We start from the raw sequence: 15,503 nt of genomic DNA, 5'->3' as shown, positions 1-15,503 counted from the left end.
GTCGCAGCACCGCCAAAGCAGGGCTGTCCGGTGCTGCCGCCGATGACCTGCTCGGCCCGCGGCACGGCGATCGGGCCACCCGGATAGCCACCCCAGGCGGCGCGATGGCGCCGCGTCGTCACGCAAGAAAGCGCAACTGAGAAAGGACATCATGCTCGCCAACCGCACCGCCGTCGTCACCGGAGGAGCCCAGGGGATAGGGCTGGCCATCGCCCGTACATTTGCCGACAACGGCGCCCGGATCGTGATCGGGGACCTCGACGAGGCCAAGGCCGAGGAAGCGGCTGCCTCGTTGCCGGTCGAGGCGATCGGCGTCCGTTGCAACGTGACGTCCGCAGGGGAGGTCGCCGCCCTGCTCGCCGCCGCGACCGACACCTTCGGGTCGCTCGATGTGATGGTCAACAACGCCGGCATCACCCGCGACGCCACCATGCGCAAGATGACCGAGCAGCAGTTCGACGACGTGATCGACGTCCACCTCAAGGGCTGCTGGAACGGAACCCGGCTCGCCGCCGGCATCATGCGGGAACATGGCGGCGGATCGATCATCAACATGTCGTCGATCTCGGGCAAGGTCGGAATGCTCGGGCAGACGAACTATTCCGCGGCCAAAGCCGGAATCGTGGGACTGAGCAAGGCCGCTGCCAAGGAGGTCGCCCACCTCGGTGTTCGGGTCAACGTCATCGCGCCAGGACTCATCCGCACCGCCATGACCGAGGCGATGCCGCAGAAGGCATGGGACTCGAAGATGGCAGAGATCCCGATGGGACGAGCCGGTGAACCGGACGAGATCGCCTCGGTGGCATTGTTCTACGCCTCGTCGATGTCGTCCTACATGACCGGAACGGTGGCAGAGGTGACCGGCGGACGCCACCTCTGAGGGTCAGTCGCCGACGCCGGGTCGGGATTCGTGGTGCCGCCTGCCGTGGGTTCTGCGGCGTTCCTTCATCTCGGCCTCGAAGAGGTGGCGGTTGCCCTTCTGGAGCTCTTCGCGCACCCGGCGCTCATGGTCGCGGAAGGCCGACCAGTACGTGTCGTCGAACTCCTCGACGATCTGGAAGGTCCACCGGCCCTCGATGACGTTTCGGCCGACCAGTTCTTCGCCGAGCCGGTCGGCGATCTCGGCGTGACCGGCAGCGCGCAAGGCGTCGGTGGCGTCACCCAACAGCAGGTCGGTGTGGCCCATCAATTGGTGGAACGAGTAGAGGTGCCCGCGGGCGCGTTCGAGGCATTCCAATGCTTCGGACAATTTCCCGACAGCGGCGACGGTGTCGTCATCGACACCGCCGGGGCGTATGTGGGTGGGCGATGGCTCTCCAGCGGTGTCGGACACCGATGCGGAGTACCCCACGTCGACCGACATCAACCGTGCCAGACCCCCAGCCGACGGTTACCGATGGTCGGTGAGCCGGGAACGTCCGGTCTGTCCTTTTCTGGACATCACCTCGACCCACCACGATTCGAGCGGGCTCGGCTCGGGCCATCGGACGTCGGGCCGACTCCACAACTCGACCACCTCGTCGACGGTGGAATGTAGATCGAGTACCTGTTCGAGCTGCAGGGCGATGATCGGGCGGGCTGTCGAGGGACGTGCTGTCACCACCGCGAACATGGCACCGGTCGTCTCCGCGCGCTCCCGGGCCCGTTCGAGGGCTTTGAGGCCCGCAGACGCCAGGAATGTGGTCTGCGTCAGATCGATGAGGAGGTTGGCGGTCCGCTCACGGAACGCGCCTTCGATGGCCTGGCGGAAGAGGTCGATCGTCAACAGATCGATGTCGCCGCACACCGCCAGAATGGTGGCGTTCCCCTGCCGCGATGATGAGATCGTCAGGGGTGGAGACACCGTGTCCGGTGTCATCGTAAAAGTGTCGTCGCATCTGGACAAGATCGCTCCCTCGCCATGGATGGGAGCGTAGGCAGACCGGCAGACTGCCTACGCAATACGCGGCTAGTCCTTAACCTTCCTACATGGTGTCAGTCATCACACCTGTTCGCAACCCTGACCGCGCCACCAGTCGTCGAACGGCGTGACCGCGAGATGCCTTTTGTGTCGGGTGCGGAGGTAGGCGGATTCGATGGTCCGCGCGGCCTCGTCGGGCACGCCGTGGCCCTGTAGGTAGCGGTCGATATCGGCGTAGGTGACACCGAGGGCCTCTTCATCGGCGAGGGCCGGGCGGTCGTCCTCGAGGTCGGCGGTCGGGATCTTCCGCCAGGTGCGCTCCGGCGCGCCCAGTTCTTGGAGAAGCTGTGCGCCTTGACTTTTGGTGAGTCCGGCGAGTGGATTGATGTCGCTGCCACCGTCACCGTATTTGGTGAAGAATCCGGTCACGCCTTCGGCGGCGTGATCGGTGCCGACGACCAGCAGCCCGAGCTCGCCGGCTATGGCGTACTGGGCGACCATGCGCTCGCGGGCCTTGACATTGCCTCGGACGAAGTCGGTCAGCCGCTCGATCCCGAGTGCGCGCGCCGCGGCTGTCGCGGCGGCGTCGGTGCTCTCGGCGATGTTCAGGGCCACTGTCCGGGACGGCTTGATGAAATCGAGTGCCAGGTCCACGTCGGATTCGTCGGATTGGCGCCCGTAAGGCAACCGGACACCGACGAATTCTGCTTTGTGGCCGGCCGAGGTCAGCCGGTCGACCGCGAGTTGGCTCAGCCGACCGGCCAGTGTGCTGTCCTGCCCGCCACTGATTCCGAGGACGAAACCCGACGTTCCCGAGGCGCGTGCGTAGTCAGCGAGGAACTCGACCCGCCGCTCGATCTCGGTGGCGGGATCGATCTCCGGGCTGACGTGCAATTCCGTACGAATTCGTTCGGACAATCCGGTCATGCTCACTCCTGATCGAGGGGGCCCGAGCCCCGCGCAGTTGATTGCTCAGATGGCGGCGATCGAATATGCGTGCCGCAAAAGTACTTCCAGGGCGTGTTCGATTGTCGCGGCCAGGATTTCGGGTGGACTGCCCGGGAACACGTGCTGTCCTGCCGTGGTGAGCCCGGGTTCGGCGACGCCGAACCACACCGTCCCCGGGGGCACGTCCTCCTGGGTCTCCGGGCCGGCCTCACCGGTGACGGCAAGTGTCAGGTCGGCCCCCATCAACGACGCGGTGGTGTGGGCCATGGCGATCGCCGACTCCCTGCTCACCACCGGCCCCTCGGGGACCTTCAGCAGCGAGTGTTTGACCTGCGCGTGGTAGGCCACGATGCCGCCCAGAAACCATTCGCCCGACGCGGGTGCCTTGCCCAAGGTCGCGGCGAGGTTTCCGGCGGTGAGGGACTCGGCGATCGCGATCCGCAGACCGTGACGGCAGGCCAGATCGGAGAGCTCTTCGGTCATTGTGTCGACTCTGTCCTGGGACAGTGCGTCGTTCAGGTCGATGGTCATCGATTCAGCTCAGCGGGCACCGTTTTCGGCAAGCAGCGTCAATCGTCGCAAGCACTCTTCCAGGCGAGGAGCGACCACCAGTCGTTGTGCGTTGTCGGGTATCCAGCGGAAGGGCGCGGACTCGGCCGTCTCGTCCATCGTGACGCGCGAGCCGTTGCCGTCCTTCTCCACGTGGAGCCGAATGCGCGCGGTTCCGACCGGACCCGCATGCGCCGACAGCTCGAGATAACCGGCCGACGACTCCCGGACCTCCGTCTCGTCGTCGATCACCGCAGGCCACAACCCGAACGAGTGGGCGACCTTCGATCCGGTCTGTGGCCAGTCCTTGTCGACGTTCCGGATCCGGGACGCACCGACGACCCAGGAGCTGTACAGCCAACCGTTGGATAACACGGACCAGACCTGAGCGGGGGTGGCTGTTGTCGTGCGTTCGACCTCGATCATTTAAAACCTCGTTCTGTTGGTGCGGGGTGAGAGGGTGTGGTCAGCCCGGCAGGGTCTCGCCGCCGATGGGCGCCAGAACTTCGCCAGAGTAGTAGGACGACATGGTCTCCGAAGCGAAGAACACATAGGACGGTGCGATCTCGTCGGGCTGCGCGGCACGACCGTAGGGTGCCTGCTTGCCGAAGTCCTCGACTTTGTCGGCGGGCATCGTCGCCGGGATGAGAGGAGTCCATACCGGTCCCGGCGCAACACAATTCACGCGTATCCCGCGCTCGATGAGGCTCTGAGCGAGGGAGTAGGTGAGCGCGATGACCGCACCCTTGGTGGCGGAATAGTCGATCAGTGTCTTGTTCCCACGGAGCCCGTTGATGGATGCGGTGTTGATGATGGCCGACCCTGGATCGAGGTACTTGAGCGCTGCCTGCGTCACGTGGAAGTAGCTGTGGATGTTGACGTCGAAGGTGCGCTGCCATTGCTCGGGCGTGAGGTCCGCGAAGTCCTCGACGACCGCTTGGAAAGCAACGTTGTTGACGACGATGTCGAGGGTCCCGAGTTCGTCGGCCGCGCGGGTGACCACATCCGCGCAATGCGCGGGGTCGGCGAGGTCACCGGGAAAAAGGTGGCAATCGCGGCCGGCCTCTTGGACCTTGGCCCGCGTGTGTTCGGCGTCCTTCGTCTCCGAGAGATAGGCGATGGCGACGTCGGCGCCCTCTTTGGCAAAGGCGATGGCCACTGCCCGGCCGATGCCGGAGTCGCCGCCGGTGATCAGGGCCTTTTTGCCTTCCAAGAGGCCCCGGCCGACATAGGACGCCATTTCATCGTGTGGCTTGTCCTTCATATCGCCGGTATTGCCGGGATACGGAATGGTCTGCGGAGGGTGCTCGCTCATAGCCTGCGGAATACCCCGCGAACGGTGGCTAAAACATCAGCGGCGCACGGCCTCCGCGGTCGCGGCTCTCGCCTCGTCCCTGGCGCCGGTCAGTCTCCCGGCCACCGCCGCTGCGGCGGCGGTGACACGAGGGCCGGCCTGCTCAGCGTCGAGTTCTCGGACCGTGATGATGCCGACGCTGGCCTCGAGGCCCTCGACACCGAGGACCGGCGCTGCCAGACCGCGCGCGCCCGACTGCAATTCACCACTGGTGACGACGTAGGCCTCGGTGGACTCGCTCCTGCCCAGCAGGATCGCCTTGCCTGCCGCTCCCTGGGTGAGGGGGTGGCGGGCACCGACCCGGTACCCGACATGCAGGTCGGTCCAGGTGGGTTCGACGACCACCAACGCCAGGGCATCGCCACCGTCGGCGATGGTGAGGTGCGTCGTGCAGCCCAGATCCTCGGCGAGTTCGCGGAGAACCGGTGTTGCGGCATCACGCAACACCGGTGTCACCGCGGTCGCCAGGGACAGTGCGCCCAGCCCGACGCTGAGCCGACCATCGGCCCGGCGCTGCACCAGAGCGTGTTGCTCGAGCGTGCTGATCAGGCGATGAACGATGGTGCGGTTGATACCCAGCTCCGCCGACAGGGCCGACATGGTCAACCCGCCGGGATGCGCGGCGAGTGTGCGTAGGGCACGCAGACCACGGTCGAGGGTCTGAGCGGTTTCGGCGGGCATGCGCTGCAGCTTAGGCCACGCCGCGGACGCGGTCAGCGCTCATCGATGATCCGGCCGGTCACTTCACCGAGCGCGATCCGGCCACCGAGCGTTCCCTGCGCGGTGTACCGCAACGTGACCGTGTCGCCGTCTTCGAGTGCGAGGCGCTCGTCGTCGCCGACCGGGAACGGGTTGCGCCAGCCCCAGCTGAGTTCGAGGAACGAGCCCCGCTGGTCGGGTTCTGCACCCGAGATGGTTCCCGAGCCCCACAGGTCACCCGGGCGGATCGACGCACCGTTGACGGTCATGTGCGCAAGCATCTGCGCGGCACCCCAGTACATCGACCGGTAGATCGGCCGGGTGACTACATGGCCGTTCACGACGACCTCGACATCGATGTCCAGGCCGGCGGGCCCGTCGACAGCCAGGTAGTCGAGCACCTTCGGATTGCCTTCGGAACCGTCCTGTCCGGGTAGTTCACACCAGGCCGCGGCCAACGCCGACAGCGGCGTGACCCAGTGAGAGATGCTGGTGGCAAAGGATTTACCGAGGAACGGCCCCAGGGGAACGTATTCCCAGGCCTGGATGTCACGGGCCGACCAGTCGTTGAGTCCGACAACACCGAAGGTGTGCTCGGCGAACTCGGCGGTACCGACCTGATCGCCGAGGGCGGTGCCGGTTCCCACCACGAATCCGAGTTCGGCCTCGATGTCGAGGCGTGCACTCGGGCCGAAGACGGGCTCGGCCGCGTCGGCGGGTTTGCGTTGTCCCTTGGGGCGCTGAATATCCGTGCCGGAGGGAACCACGGTTCCGGCGCGGCCGTGGTAGCCGACCGGTAGATGTTTCCAGTTGGGGAGCAGTGGCGCCTGGTCGGGACGGAAGATCTTGCCGACGTTCGAGGCATGGTCCGCCGAGGCGTAGAAGTCGACGTAGTCGCCGACCTCGAACGGCATGTGCATCGTCACATCTGCCAGTGGCACCAGATGTGGGACCACCACGTCGCGGCGTTCGATGTTGGTCAGCTGTTCGATCAGCCAGGCCCGCACCGCATCCCAGGAATCCTTGCCCAGTGACATGAACGGATTGAGTGTGGCCGCATCGAACGCCGCCGCGACATCGAGACCCGCGTCGGCGGCCACCGGCGCGACATCGAGGACGTGGTCGCCGATGCGGACACCGACGCGACGAGCTCCCGGGTTCGCGGTGTGATCGAAGATCCCGTAGGGGAGGTTGTCGACGTCGAACAGTGAACCGGCGGCTCCGTCGACCCAGGTGGTGGTGTTGCTCATTGTGGTCCTTCCAGCAGTTCGAGAGTGAGGAGATCTTCCAGGGGTTCGGTCACACTGCAGCTTCCGTGTGAGACGAACCGGCGTCGTACGGCCGGGACATCGATGGACGCGATGCGCTGGGCCAGTGCGGCCGAGTTCTCTTCGGCGAGCAGGGCGGTGATCTCTGCGCTGTCCGCGCCGCCGGACGCGGCATCCGTTGCTGCCATGACGTTCAGGAATCCGTGATGGACGAAACCGTCGTCGGCGTTGTGTCGCACTGCCTTGTGCAGGCCTGCAGTGCATTTGAATGCCACGTTGCGGTTCACGGCGGCGGCGATCCACGAGGCCAGCGTCTGCGGAGAGGGAAACAGGTCGGCGGTGACGCCACCGGTTCGGAACTTCAGCAGCAAACCGCGCTCGCCGGCGACGTCCACTGCGTCGAGCCAGCCGCCGGTGGCCTCGGTCTGTGGTAATTCGACGTAGACCGGGGTGCCGGAGTTCAGGAGGCCACCGGCCTGTGCGATGTCGCGCACGGCGGCGGCTCGTCGCACGGCGCCGGGCAGGTCTGCGGTGTCGCGGAGGGCAACCTCGACCGCGACGACCCTCACGTTCACCGTGCGCGCGGTGGCGAGTGCGTTGTGCAGGGCGTCGGGTCCACCGGCGACGACCAGCGATACCGGTAGCTCCGTGGGCGAATCGATCTCCGCGACTGCGGCCGCGGAGACCACGAAGCTCGAAACCAATGGCGCATACCACTGTTCGCGGCGACGCGCGTGAAAAGCGGTCACCGCGCCGGACAGTGGACTGTTGCCGGGCGGAAAGATCGCGGCGTCGTCGATGAGTCCTGCCCACTCCGCGGGCACACCTTGGTTCGGGCCAGGGGTAGCTGTGCTGGATGTTGACATGGCTTGTACCGTAGCGCACATCCCCAAATAGCGAACATAGATATCCGATATACGGACATCGTCACCGTAGGGGTGGTGTTCGATCCAACCAAAGGAGCAGCCGATCGTGGCCTTCTATCAGGCAGTGGGCGATATGCCCCGCAAACGCCACACGCAGCATCGTCAGCCCGACGGGACCCTCTATCGAGAAGAGCTGATGGGTGAGGAAGGATTCTCCTCCGACTCATCATTGCTGTACCACCGGGGCGTTCCCGCCGCGATCGTCGATTCCCGGGTCTGGGAGTGGACCGACCAGCAGCTGATCCCGAACCACCCCCTCAAACCCCGCCACCTCCGGCTGCACGCACTGTTCGCCGATGGTGCCACCGCTGATGCGGTCACCGGACGACGGTTGGTCCTGGGCAACAGTGATGTGCGGATCGCCTACGTCGTGACCGGGACCGAAGCGTCTGTCTACTACCGCAACTCGATCGGCGACGAATGCGTCTACGTCGAGCGGGGCAGCGGTGTGATCGAGACGGTCTTCGGCACACTTCCTTATCGCGCAGGGGATTACGTCATCGTCCCCAGGGCGACCACGCACCGGTGGTTGCCGGCGGAGTCGTCGGCTCTGTATGCGGTCGAAGCCAATTCACACATCACACCCCCGGCGCGCTACCTGTCCAAATATGGTCAGTTCCTCGAACACGCGCCCTTCTGTGAACGTGATCTCGTGGTCCCGTGTGAACCGCTGCTGGCCGAGGGTCGCGATGTCGAGGTGCACGTGAAACACCGTGCCGGAGGCCGGATCCTGGGCACGGTCATGACCTATGACACGCATCCCTTCGACGTCGTCGGCTGGGATGGTTGCCTCTACCCCTACACGTTCAACATCGAGGACTTCGAACCGATCACCGGCCGGGTTCACCAGCCACCGCCGGTCCACCAGGTCTTCGAGGGGCACAACTTCGTCATCTGTAACTTCGTGCCGCGCAAGGTCGATTACCACCCGTTGGCGATCCCGGTGCCCTACTACCACTCGAACGTCGACTCCGATGAGGTGATGTTCTACGTCGCCGGAGACTACGAGGCGCGCAAGGGTACGAACATCGGCTTCGGCTCGATCTCACTGCATCCGGGCGGGCATGCCCACGGTCCTCAGCCATCAGCGACCGAGGCCTCCTTGGGCGCGGAGGTTTTCGAGGAGCTCGCGGTCATGGTCGACACCTTCGCCCCTCTCGATCTGGGTGAAGGCGGCCTTGCCGTCGAGGACGACACCTACGCGTGGAGCTGGGCCGGCCGCGGCCGGTAGCACCACATCCTCCCCGGGCGGCGCGCGTGGTTCAGCTCAACGCGCGCGCCAGCTCGGTGGCACTCTCGAGGACGGCGGGCGCTGCTCGTTCGGCCTGAGCGGTCTCGAACACCGATACCCCGATACTCATCGGGGTTCTTCGTCGTGCCGGCACAACGGCAGAGATGCCGTAGACCGAGGAGATCACCTCGGAGAAACTCACCGCGTATCCGCGCTCGCGCGCGCTGGTGACGTCGGGCCGCTCTTCCTCGCGAGGTGGACCGGCCGCGAGTAGCGCCAGTCCGGCAGAGCCGCGGTCGATGGGTCCGAGGTGGCCGGCCCGAAAGGCGATGTGCATCGGCGCGTGACGCGGCTCGACGACAAAGATCGCCCGCACGTGGTCGGGACCTTCCTGCATCGCCAGGTGTGCGGTGGCGCCGGTGCGGTCAGCGAGTTCCTGTAGAACCGGCACCGCCAGGGCGCGCAGGTCCCGCTCGACCGGTTCGGCGAGCGGCACCAGCCCGGCCCCGGGGAAGAACCGCTTGGACGAATCGTCGCGCCGGACCATCCGATGCGCTTCGAGCGTGCGCATCATCCGATGGGCAACCGTGCGATGCACCCCGATGCCCTCGGCGACCTGTGTGACCGTCAATCCGTCTGCCGACGCGCAGACCGCTGCCAGCGCACTCAGGCCCGCATGCAGCGTCTTCGACATCCCGGAGTCGAGTTCGGGGCCGCCCGCCGCCACCTGATCGTCGGGGTGCGAATCCGTGGTTGTCATGTGTTCGTACCGACCTTTCTCCGACGCTGCGCGCCACCAGACTTGACGTAGACATTGTGACCTGCATAACCTCGCGTTCGGTTATTGATCACCGCGTTCGATTATCGCACGCATACAGAGAGTTGGCCAGTGTCCGCACACTCTTCCGCAGATGGCAACACGAGCGAGTTGTCGTCGCAGGACGGTCTTGACGACGTATATCCGCAGGTGGTTCGCGCTTATGCACGTCAGGCACGCCTGATCGACTCCGGTGACGCGAGCGGCTGGGCGTCTACGTTCACCGCTGACGGGATCTTCGAATCGCCGTCCTACCCGGCTCCGGTGCAGGGACGGATGCAGCTCGAGGCCTTTGCCCGACGTTTCGCCGAGCAGGGCATTGCCGACGGTGTGGTCAGCCGGCACGTGATCACCAACGTCGACCTCATGCCCGGCGCCGATGCCGATCACCTCGTGGGGCATGCCTATCTGCAGATCGTGGCCACGCCGAAAGGTCAGGTCAGCACGCTCTTGCGCCTGACCACCACCGTCGACCAGTGGGTCCGGGCATCGTCCGGCCGGTGGCTGGTGGCGCACCGCCAGGTGCTCCGCGACGACTAGGCCACCCGGGTCACGCACCGCGACCCCGGCGAAAACCTGTCTTTAGTTCAATCCGCAAGAGAGAGAAGAAAACCCGATGACTTCGACCACTTCCGACGCCGGCAACCCCGAGAACCCACATCCCGGTCGGGTGCAGGCGACCCCGATGGTTGTCAGCCATCCGGATCTGGCAGGCAAGGTCGCCGTGGTGACCGGTGCGGCCCAGGGCATGGGCGCACGTTTCGCAGCCGCACTGGCCCGGCGCGGGGTCAACGTGGTCGGCGCCGACATCAACGGCGAGCAGATGGCTCGTACCGCCGATGACCTCAACACAGAGGTCGCCGATGTCGAGAACGCCGGCCGCGTCCTGGCGGCGACGGTGGACGTCCGCGATCCCGAAGCACAGCGCGCACTGGCCCAGAAGGCAGTCGGGGAGTTCGGCGCCGTCGACCTGTGGATCAACAATGCCGGCATCTTCCCCGAGGCCCCGGCCGCGGACATCCCGCCGTCACAGATGCAGGCATCGCTGTCGATCAACGTCGAGGGCGTCCTCTACGGGGCGCAGGCCGCCGCGTCGGTGATGGCGCCCGGCGGCGCGATCCTGAACATGGCATCGGTTGCCGCGGTCCGGGTCCGTCGTGGTCGGGCCGCCTACTGCTCCGCCAAGGCCGCCGTCGCGCACCTGACCGAATGTCTGGCCGTCGAGTTCGGTGACCTGGGTATTCGCGTCAACGCGATCGCGCCGGGATTCATCGACACCGAGATGACCCGGTGGGTCCAGGACGATGCACCCGCTCTGGCCCGGACCCTGGACATCATCCCGCTGCACCGCATCGCCTCGCCGGAAGAGGTCGTCGGCCCGATGCTGTTCCTGCTCTCGGACAGCGCCCGCTACGTGACCGGTCACATCCTGGCCGTCGACGGCGGATCCCGTCATGTCTGACCCGACCCAGGGCCACAAGGTCGTCCTGATCACCGGTGCTGCCGGTGGGATGGGCGCCGGCCACGCCCGGACCCTGGCCGCCGACGGCTGGCATGTGGCGGTCGGCGACATCGTCGACACCGCTCCGATCGTCGACGAGATGGTCGCAGCCGGGGGCTCGGCCACCGGTCATCGCCTCGACGTCACCGATCCGGCCGATTGGGCTCGGGTGATCGGCGAGATCAGCACATCGTGCGGAGCCCTTCACGGACTGGTCAACAACGCCGGCATCTCCCGGCGCCGCCGGTTCATGGACACCACCGTCGAGACCTGGCGGATGGTGATGGCGATCAACCTCGACGGCCCCTTCTACGGCATTGCGGCAGCGGCCCCGCTGATGCGTGATTCCGGCGGCGGCTCAATCGTCAACATCTCGTCCATCTCGGGACAGATCGGCTACTTCTCACCGTCCTACTCGACCTCGAAATGGGGTCTTCGGGGGCTGACCAAGTCGGCTGCAGGTGAGCTGGCAGCATGGGGCATCCGAGTGAACTCGGTTCACCCCGGACTGGTGGAAACCCCGTTGCTCGCCGGTGCCGATTCATTCGTCACCAGTGCGGTGGCCAGTGTCCCCGCCGGTCGGATGGCGCAGCCGTCGGAGATCACCAGCGTCGTGCAATTCCTCCTCGGTGACGGGTCGTCGTACATGACCGGTGCCGAGATGACGGTCGACGGGGGGCTCGTCTCCAACGGGACGTACCACCGGATCCTCGAAGAGATGGATGGAGAACTGTCATGAGTGGACACGACTACGACGTCGTGGTGATCGGCGGCGGCGGTGCCGGTCTGGCCGCCGCGGTCTCGGCTGCCGAACGCGGTGCCTCGGTGATCCTCTTCGAGTCCGAAGGTGAGCTCGGTGGATCCACGCAGCTGTCGGCCGGGATGTTCACGGCCGCACAGACCAGTGTCCAGAAAGAGCTCGGGATCGAAGACACCGTCGAACGGTTCTTCCAGCACTACATGGACCTGAACCAGTGGCTCCTCAAACCCGGTCTGGTCAGGCGCTTTTGCGAGCTCGCCGGACCCACGCTCGAGTGGATGCTGCACCTGGGCGTCGAGGTGCCCGCCCAGATCTCCGGTAACGCCCACACACCGGGTCTGACCCGCGCGGGTGTCGAAGACGTCTGGCGTGCCCACGTCCCCAAAGACCAGGGTTACGGCCTGGTGCAGGTCCTCGACAAGGCCCGCAAGGCCCACAAGATCGACGCCGTCATGCACACCCGCGTCGAGCAACTCCTGTCCACCGACGGCCGGGTGACCGGTGTCGTCGTCGACGGTGTCGAACTCGAGGCCGGCGCCGTGGTCGTCGCATCGGGTGGCCTCTCGCAGAACAAGGCGCTCGTCGATCGATGGTTCCCGCACGCCAACCGCGCCGGTGACTCCCTGTTCGTCGTGGCCGCACCCGGTTCGCGCGGCGATCACATCGGATACGCCGAACAGGTGTCGGCCTCCATCGCCGGTGATGGCTGGGGACTGTTGCTGCCGACCGCAGAGTTCGTCGGTTACCACCACTGGCAGGCGGGATTCCCGCCCCGGTCACGCCTGCACATCAACGGTGCCGGACACCGGTTCATGGACGAGGATGCCTCCTACGCCGTGTCCGGTGGTCTGATCGACACCCAGATCGACCGCTACGGGCAGCCGGTGTGGATGGTCTTCGACGAGGATGCCCGACGCACCCTTCCGCCCGGCTACATCGACTGGACGCCGGAGCTCGTGGAGGATCACGTGCGCGGGGGATCCGTTCTGAAGGCCCAGACCCTGGCCGAATTGGCCGCCAAGGTCAACGTGCCGGCGGATGCGTTGCAGGCCACCGTCTCCCGATGGAACGAGCAGCTCCCGAACGGGACCGACGTCGACTTCGAACGCGATCGGTCGCTGGCGGCCAAGGGTGTCACCGGTGGGGTCACCCCGATTGCGGAGGCGCCGTATTACGCCACCCGGCTCGTGCCCGCCGAGTTGGTCTGTACCCACGCGGGTCTCGAGATCGACGTCCGGGCAGCGGTTCTCGACACCCAAGGCAATCCGATCGATGGCCTGTTCGCAGCCGGCGAAGCCGGTGGCGGAATCCTCGGCAGCCGCTACGTCGGTGGCGGCAATGCCGTCGCGAACGCACTGACCATGGGCCGGCTCGCCGGCCAATCCGCGGCATCGGCCGCCCGATGACCGCCGGTCACCGGTATCCACAATCGACTTTCACAAGGCGCCACTTCAAGGAGACGTCATGAGTATCAACACCTCCGCGGTCGACCAATCCGCGGTTCTCTCCAAGGTGTCGCGATCAATTCTGCCGATCGCGTTCTTCTCTACATGTTCAACTACATGGACCGGTCCAACATCAGCTACGCGCAGCTGTCGATGTCGGAGGACCTGGGTATCAGCCTGGCCACCTACGGCACCGTCGCGGCGATCTTCTTCGTTGCGTATGTGGTCCTGGAGATCCCCAGCAACATCATCATGAAGAAGGTGGGTGCGCGGATCTGGCTGGCCCGCATCGCCATCTCGTGGGGCATCGTCACCATGGCGACCGGGTTCGTGCAGAACACCGCTCAGCTCTACATTGCCCGCATCATGCTCGGTATCGCCGAGGCCGGGCTCTTCCCCGGACTGCTTCTTTACTTGACCTTCTGGTTCCGTAACCAGGACCGCGGTCGCGGCATCGCCCGGATGTCGCTGGCGCAGCCGATCGCCCTGATCCTCGGATCGCTCTCGGCCGGATGGATTCTCGACCACGTCGAGTGGTTCGGGTTGTCGTCGTGGCGTTGGATCTTCCTTCTGCAGGGTTTTCCGCCGGTATTGCTCGGAATCTGGGTGCTGTTCTTCCTCGCCGACAGTCCGAGTAAGGCGAAATGGCTGAAAAAGGACGAGGCGAAGTGGCTCGAAGGCGAGATCAGCAAGGACTACAACGCCGAGGACGATGAGTCGGTACACATCGATCTCACGGTGATCAAGAACCCGAAGGTTCTCTACCTCGCGGTCATCAACCTGCTGTATGCCGTTGGCCTGTACGGGATGACGTTCTTCCTCCCGCAGATCGTCAAGCAGCTCAACCCGGACTACTCCGCCACCAATATTGGTCTCCACGGCTCGATCCCGTACATTTTCGGTGCCATCGCGATGCTCCTCATCGCCCGCTACTCCGATCTGATGGGGAACCGTAAGGTCGTCGTGATGGGGACCTTGGTCGTGGCAGTCGCCGGACTGGTCATCACCATGGCGACCCGTGACCACGCCAACGTGGCGATGTTCGGTCTGGTACTGCTGGCCGTCGGTGTCTTCGGTTACCTCGGCCCCTTCTGGGCGCTGGCCACCGAAGCTCTGCCGCGGGCGCAGACCGCGGTCGGCCTGGCCGTCGTCAACTGCATCGCCGCCGCCGGTGGGTTCTTCGGTCCGTACATCATCGGCAAGACCTCCAAGGCCGATGACGTCACCTTCGGGCTGCTGTTCCCCGCGGTGTGTATGGCCATCGCGGTGGTCATGCTGATCTTCGTCAAGTCGGCCAAATCCGAGGACGAAGTCGACGACGCGGAAAAGGTTGCCCTGCGCGACTGACCCTTCGATCCACCGGACAACAAACCGGCCGTTCGCATGTACGTATGCGGGCGGCCGGTTTTGTTTGTCCGGGCCGAAGGTCGTGGCGGATCAGAGATTGCGTACCCGAGCGCAGACCGCGTCGTAGATCGTCAGCAGGTCGGCGTCGGGTTGACCCGGTTCGCAGGCGTTGACCCACTCGTCGAACGCGCATTGCACGCACAACTGCGCGATCTCGAGGATCATCCGGAGACGTGAACGGGTGGTGGCCGGGCATTGCTGATCCAGTCGTGCCAGCCGGCGCCGGGTGTTCTCGGCGCATCGGCCGATGGATGCATTGCTCAGCGTCGGGCTGGCGCAGACCAGCTTCCGGATGCGCAGGGAGGTCGCGGCGACTTCACTCTGCTCGTGCCGAAAACCTGTGATGGCGCCGCGGAAGGCCTCTTCGATGTCGGCCAGTGTCAGGGTGGACAGGGATTTGTCGGTGGCCTCGGCCGCTTCGATGCAGGTCTGGAGTGCGACGTCGAAACCGTGGGTGTCACCGAGGATGCAGTCCTCTTTTGTCGAGAAGTAGCGAAAAAAGGTTCGGGGCGAGATGCCGGCGACGCGCGCGATCTCATCCACCGTCGTCTCGTCGAAACCGTGCTGCTCGAACAGGTCGAGCGCGGCCCGCTGGATCTCGCCCCTGGTTTCGTTGCGACGCCGGGTCCGCAGGTCGATCGTGCCGCCCGGAGAAGAGATGGACATGACCTCGACCATACGTCACCTGATGCCAAAGT

18 protein-coding genes are annotated in these 15,503 nt (G+C 65.5%); 7 read left to right on the top strand and 11 right to left on the bottom strand.

The genetic code is table 11. The annotated features are described in order from the left end of the window. Positions 1–151: 151 nt before the first annotated feature. Positions 152–880 carry a 3-oxoacyl-ACP reductase FabG gene (gene fabG / locus AC51GR_RS11430; protein WP_496324765.1) on the top strand — a complete coding sequence of 243 codons (729 nt, stop codon included), beginning with the start codon at positions 152–154 and terminating at the stop codon, positions 878–880. Positions 881–883: 3 nt separating this feature from the next. Here the strand turns inward: fabG and AC51GR_RS11425 are convergent, their stop codons facing one another. The 9 genes from AC51GR_RS11425 to AC51GR_RS11385 all read right to left on the bottom strand — a co-directional run bounded on the left by AC51GR_RS11425 (position 884) and on the right by AC51GR_RS11385 (position 7,584). Further along, on the bottom strand, positions 884–1,363 hold the full coding sequence (locus tag AC51GR_RS11425) for a hypothetical protein (protein ID WP_496324764.1): 480 nt from the start codon (positions 1,361–1,363) through the stop codon (positions 884–886). 27 nt (positions 1,364–1,390) lie between these two features. Next, positions 1,391–1,858, bottom strand: a complete 468-nt coding sequence (locus tag AC51GR_RS11420) for an STAS domain-containing protein (protein WP_496324763.1) — start codon at positions 1,856–1,858, stop codon at positions 1,391–1,393. A 123-nt stretch (positions 1,859–1,981) separates the two neighbouring features. Beyond that, entirely contained in the window at positions 1,982–2,827 is an 846-nt protein-coding gene (nadE, locus tag AC51GR_RS11415) for an NAD(+) synthase (protein WP_496324762.1), read from the bottom strand. Between the two features lie 45 nt (positions 2,828–2,872). Next, the gene (locus AC51GR_RS11410) at positions 2,873–3,379 is read right to left on the bottom strand and encodes a CinA family protein (protein WP_496324761.1); all 507 of its coding nucleotides are present in this window, start codon (positions 3,377–3,379) and stop codon (positions 2,873–2,875) included. A 9-nt stretch (positions 3,380–3,388) separates the two neighbouring features. Next, positions 3,389–3,823, bottom strand: a complete 435-nt coding sequence (locus AC51GR_RS11405) for an SRPBCC family protein (RefSeq protein ID WP_496324760.1) — start codon at positions 3,821–3,823, stop codon at positions 3,389–3,391. A gap of 40 nt (positions 3,824–3,863) precedes the next feature. Continuing rightward, on the bottom strand, positions 3,864–4,712 hold the full coding sequence (locus AC51GR_RS11400) for an SDR family oxidoreductase (RefSeq protein ID WP_496324759.1): 849 nt from the start codon (positions 4,710–4,712) through the stop codon (positions 3,864–3,866). A 36-nt stretch (positions 4,713–4,748) separates the two neighbouring features. Further along, complete coding sequence (locus AC51GR_RS11395; RefSeq protein WP_496324758.1) at positions 4,749–5,432, bottom strand: IclR family transcriptional regulator; 684 nt, start codon at positions 5,430–5,432, stop codon at positions 4,749–4,751. A 32-nt stretch (positions 5,433–5,464) separates the two neighbouring features. After that, the gene (gene fahA, locus AC51GR_RS11390; protein WP_496324757.1) at positions 5,465–6,700 is read right to left on the bottom strand and encodes a fumarylacetoacetase; all 1,236 of its coding nucleotides are present in this window, start codon (positions 6,698–6,700) and stop codon (positions 5,465–5,467) included. Beyond that, on the bottom strand, positions 6,697–7,584 hold the full coding sequence (locus AC51GR_RS11385; RefSeq protein WP_496324756.1) for a hypothetical protein: 888 nt from the start codon (positions 7,582–7,584) through the stop codon (positions 6,697–6,699). The genes fahA and AC51GR_RS11385 overlap by 4 nt, the downstream gene beginning before the upstream one ends. Before the next feature lie 106 nt (positions 7,585–7,690). Between AC51GR_RS11385 and AC51GR_RS11380 the strand changes: the two genes are divergently transcribed. Further along, complete coding sequence (locus AC51GR_RS11380; RefSeq protein WP_496324755.1) at positions 7,691–8,875, top strand: homogentisate 1,2-dioxygenase; 1,185 nt, start codon at positions 7,691–7,693, stop codon at positions 8,873–8,875. Positions 8,876–8,906: 31 nt separating this feature from the next. Here the strand turns inward: AC51GR_RS11380 and AC51GR_RS11375 are convergent, their stop codons facing one another. After that, a complete protein-coding gene (locus AC51GR_RS11375) occupies positions 8,907–9,635 on the bottom strand; it encodes an IclR family transcriptional regulator (RefSeq protein ID WP_496324754.1) in 729 nt (242 codons plus the stop codon). A 129-nt stretch (positions 9,636–9,764) separates the two neighbouring features. On the opposite strand from AC51GR_RS11375, the gene AC51GR_RS11370 reads away from it, so the two are divergent. The 5 genes from AC51GR_RS11370 to AC51GR_RS11350 all read left to right on the top strand — a co-directional run bounded on the left by AC51GR_RS11370 (position 9,765) and on the right by AC51GR_RS11350 (position 14,745). Continuing rightward, positions 9,765–10,232 (top strand): nuclear transport factor 2 family protein, encoded by a 468-nt coding sequence (locus AC51GR_RS11370; protein WP_496324753.1) that lies wholly within the window; start codon positions 9,765–9,767, stop codon positions 10,230–10,232. Between the two features lie 76 nt (positions 10,233–10,308). Beyond that, entirely contained in the window at positions 10,309–11,154 is an 846-nt protein-coding gene (locus AC51GR_RS11365) for an SDR family NAD(P)-dependent oxidoreductase (protein WP_496324752.1), read from the top strand. Continuing rightward, complete coding sequence (locus AC51GR_RS11360) at positions 11,147–11,932, top strand: SDR family NAD(P)-dependent oxidoreductase (RefSeq protein WP_496324751.1); 786 nt, start codon at positions 11,147–11,149, stop codon at positions 11,930–11,932. The genes AC51GR_RS11365 and AC51GR_RS11360 overlap by 8 nt, the downstream gene beginning before the upstream one ends. Next, on the top strand, positions 11,929–13,359 hold the full coding sequence (locus AC51GR_RS11355) for an FAD-dependent oxidoreductase (protein WP_496324750.1): 1,431 nt from the start codon (positions 11,929–11,931) through the stop codon (positions 13,357–13,359). The genes AC51GR_RS11360 and AC51GR_RS11355 overlap by 4 nt, the downstream gene beginning before the upstream one ends. Positions 13,360–13,515: 156 nt before the next feature. Next, positions 13,516–14,745, top strand: a complete 1,230-nt coding sequence (locus tag AC51GR_RS11350; RefSeq protein ID WP_496324749.1) for an MFS transporter — start codon at positions 13,516–13,518, stop codon at positions 14,743–14,745. Positions 14,746–14,835: 90 nt separating this feature from the next. Here the strand turns inward: AC51GR_RS11350 and AC51GR_RS11345 are convergent, their stop codons facing one another. Further along, positions 14,836–15,471 carry a TetR family transcriptional regulator gene (locus AC51GR_RS11345; RefSeq protein ID WP_496324748.1) on the bottom strand — a complete coding sequence of 212 codons (636 nt, stop codon included), beginning with the start codon at positions 15,469–15,471 and terminating at the stop codon, positions 14,836–14,838. Positions 15,472–15,503 lie beyond the last annotated feature (32 nt).

The organism is Williamsia sp. z71 (genome assembly GCF_059553375.1).
The sequence above is the reverse complement of the archived record's forward strand: the minus strand, read 5'-3'. Positions and strand labels throughout refer to the sequence as shown.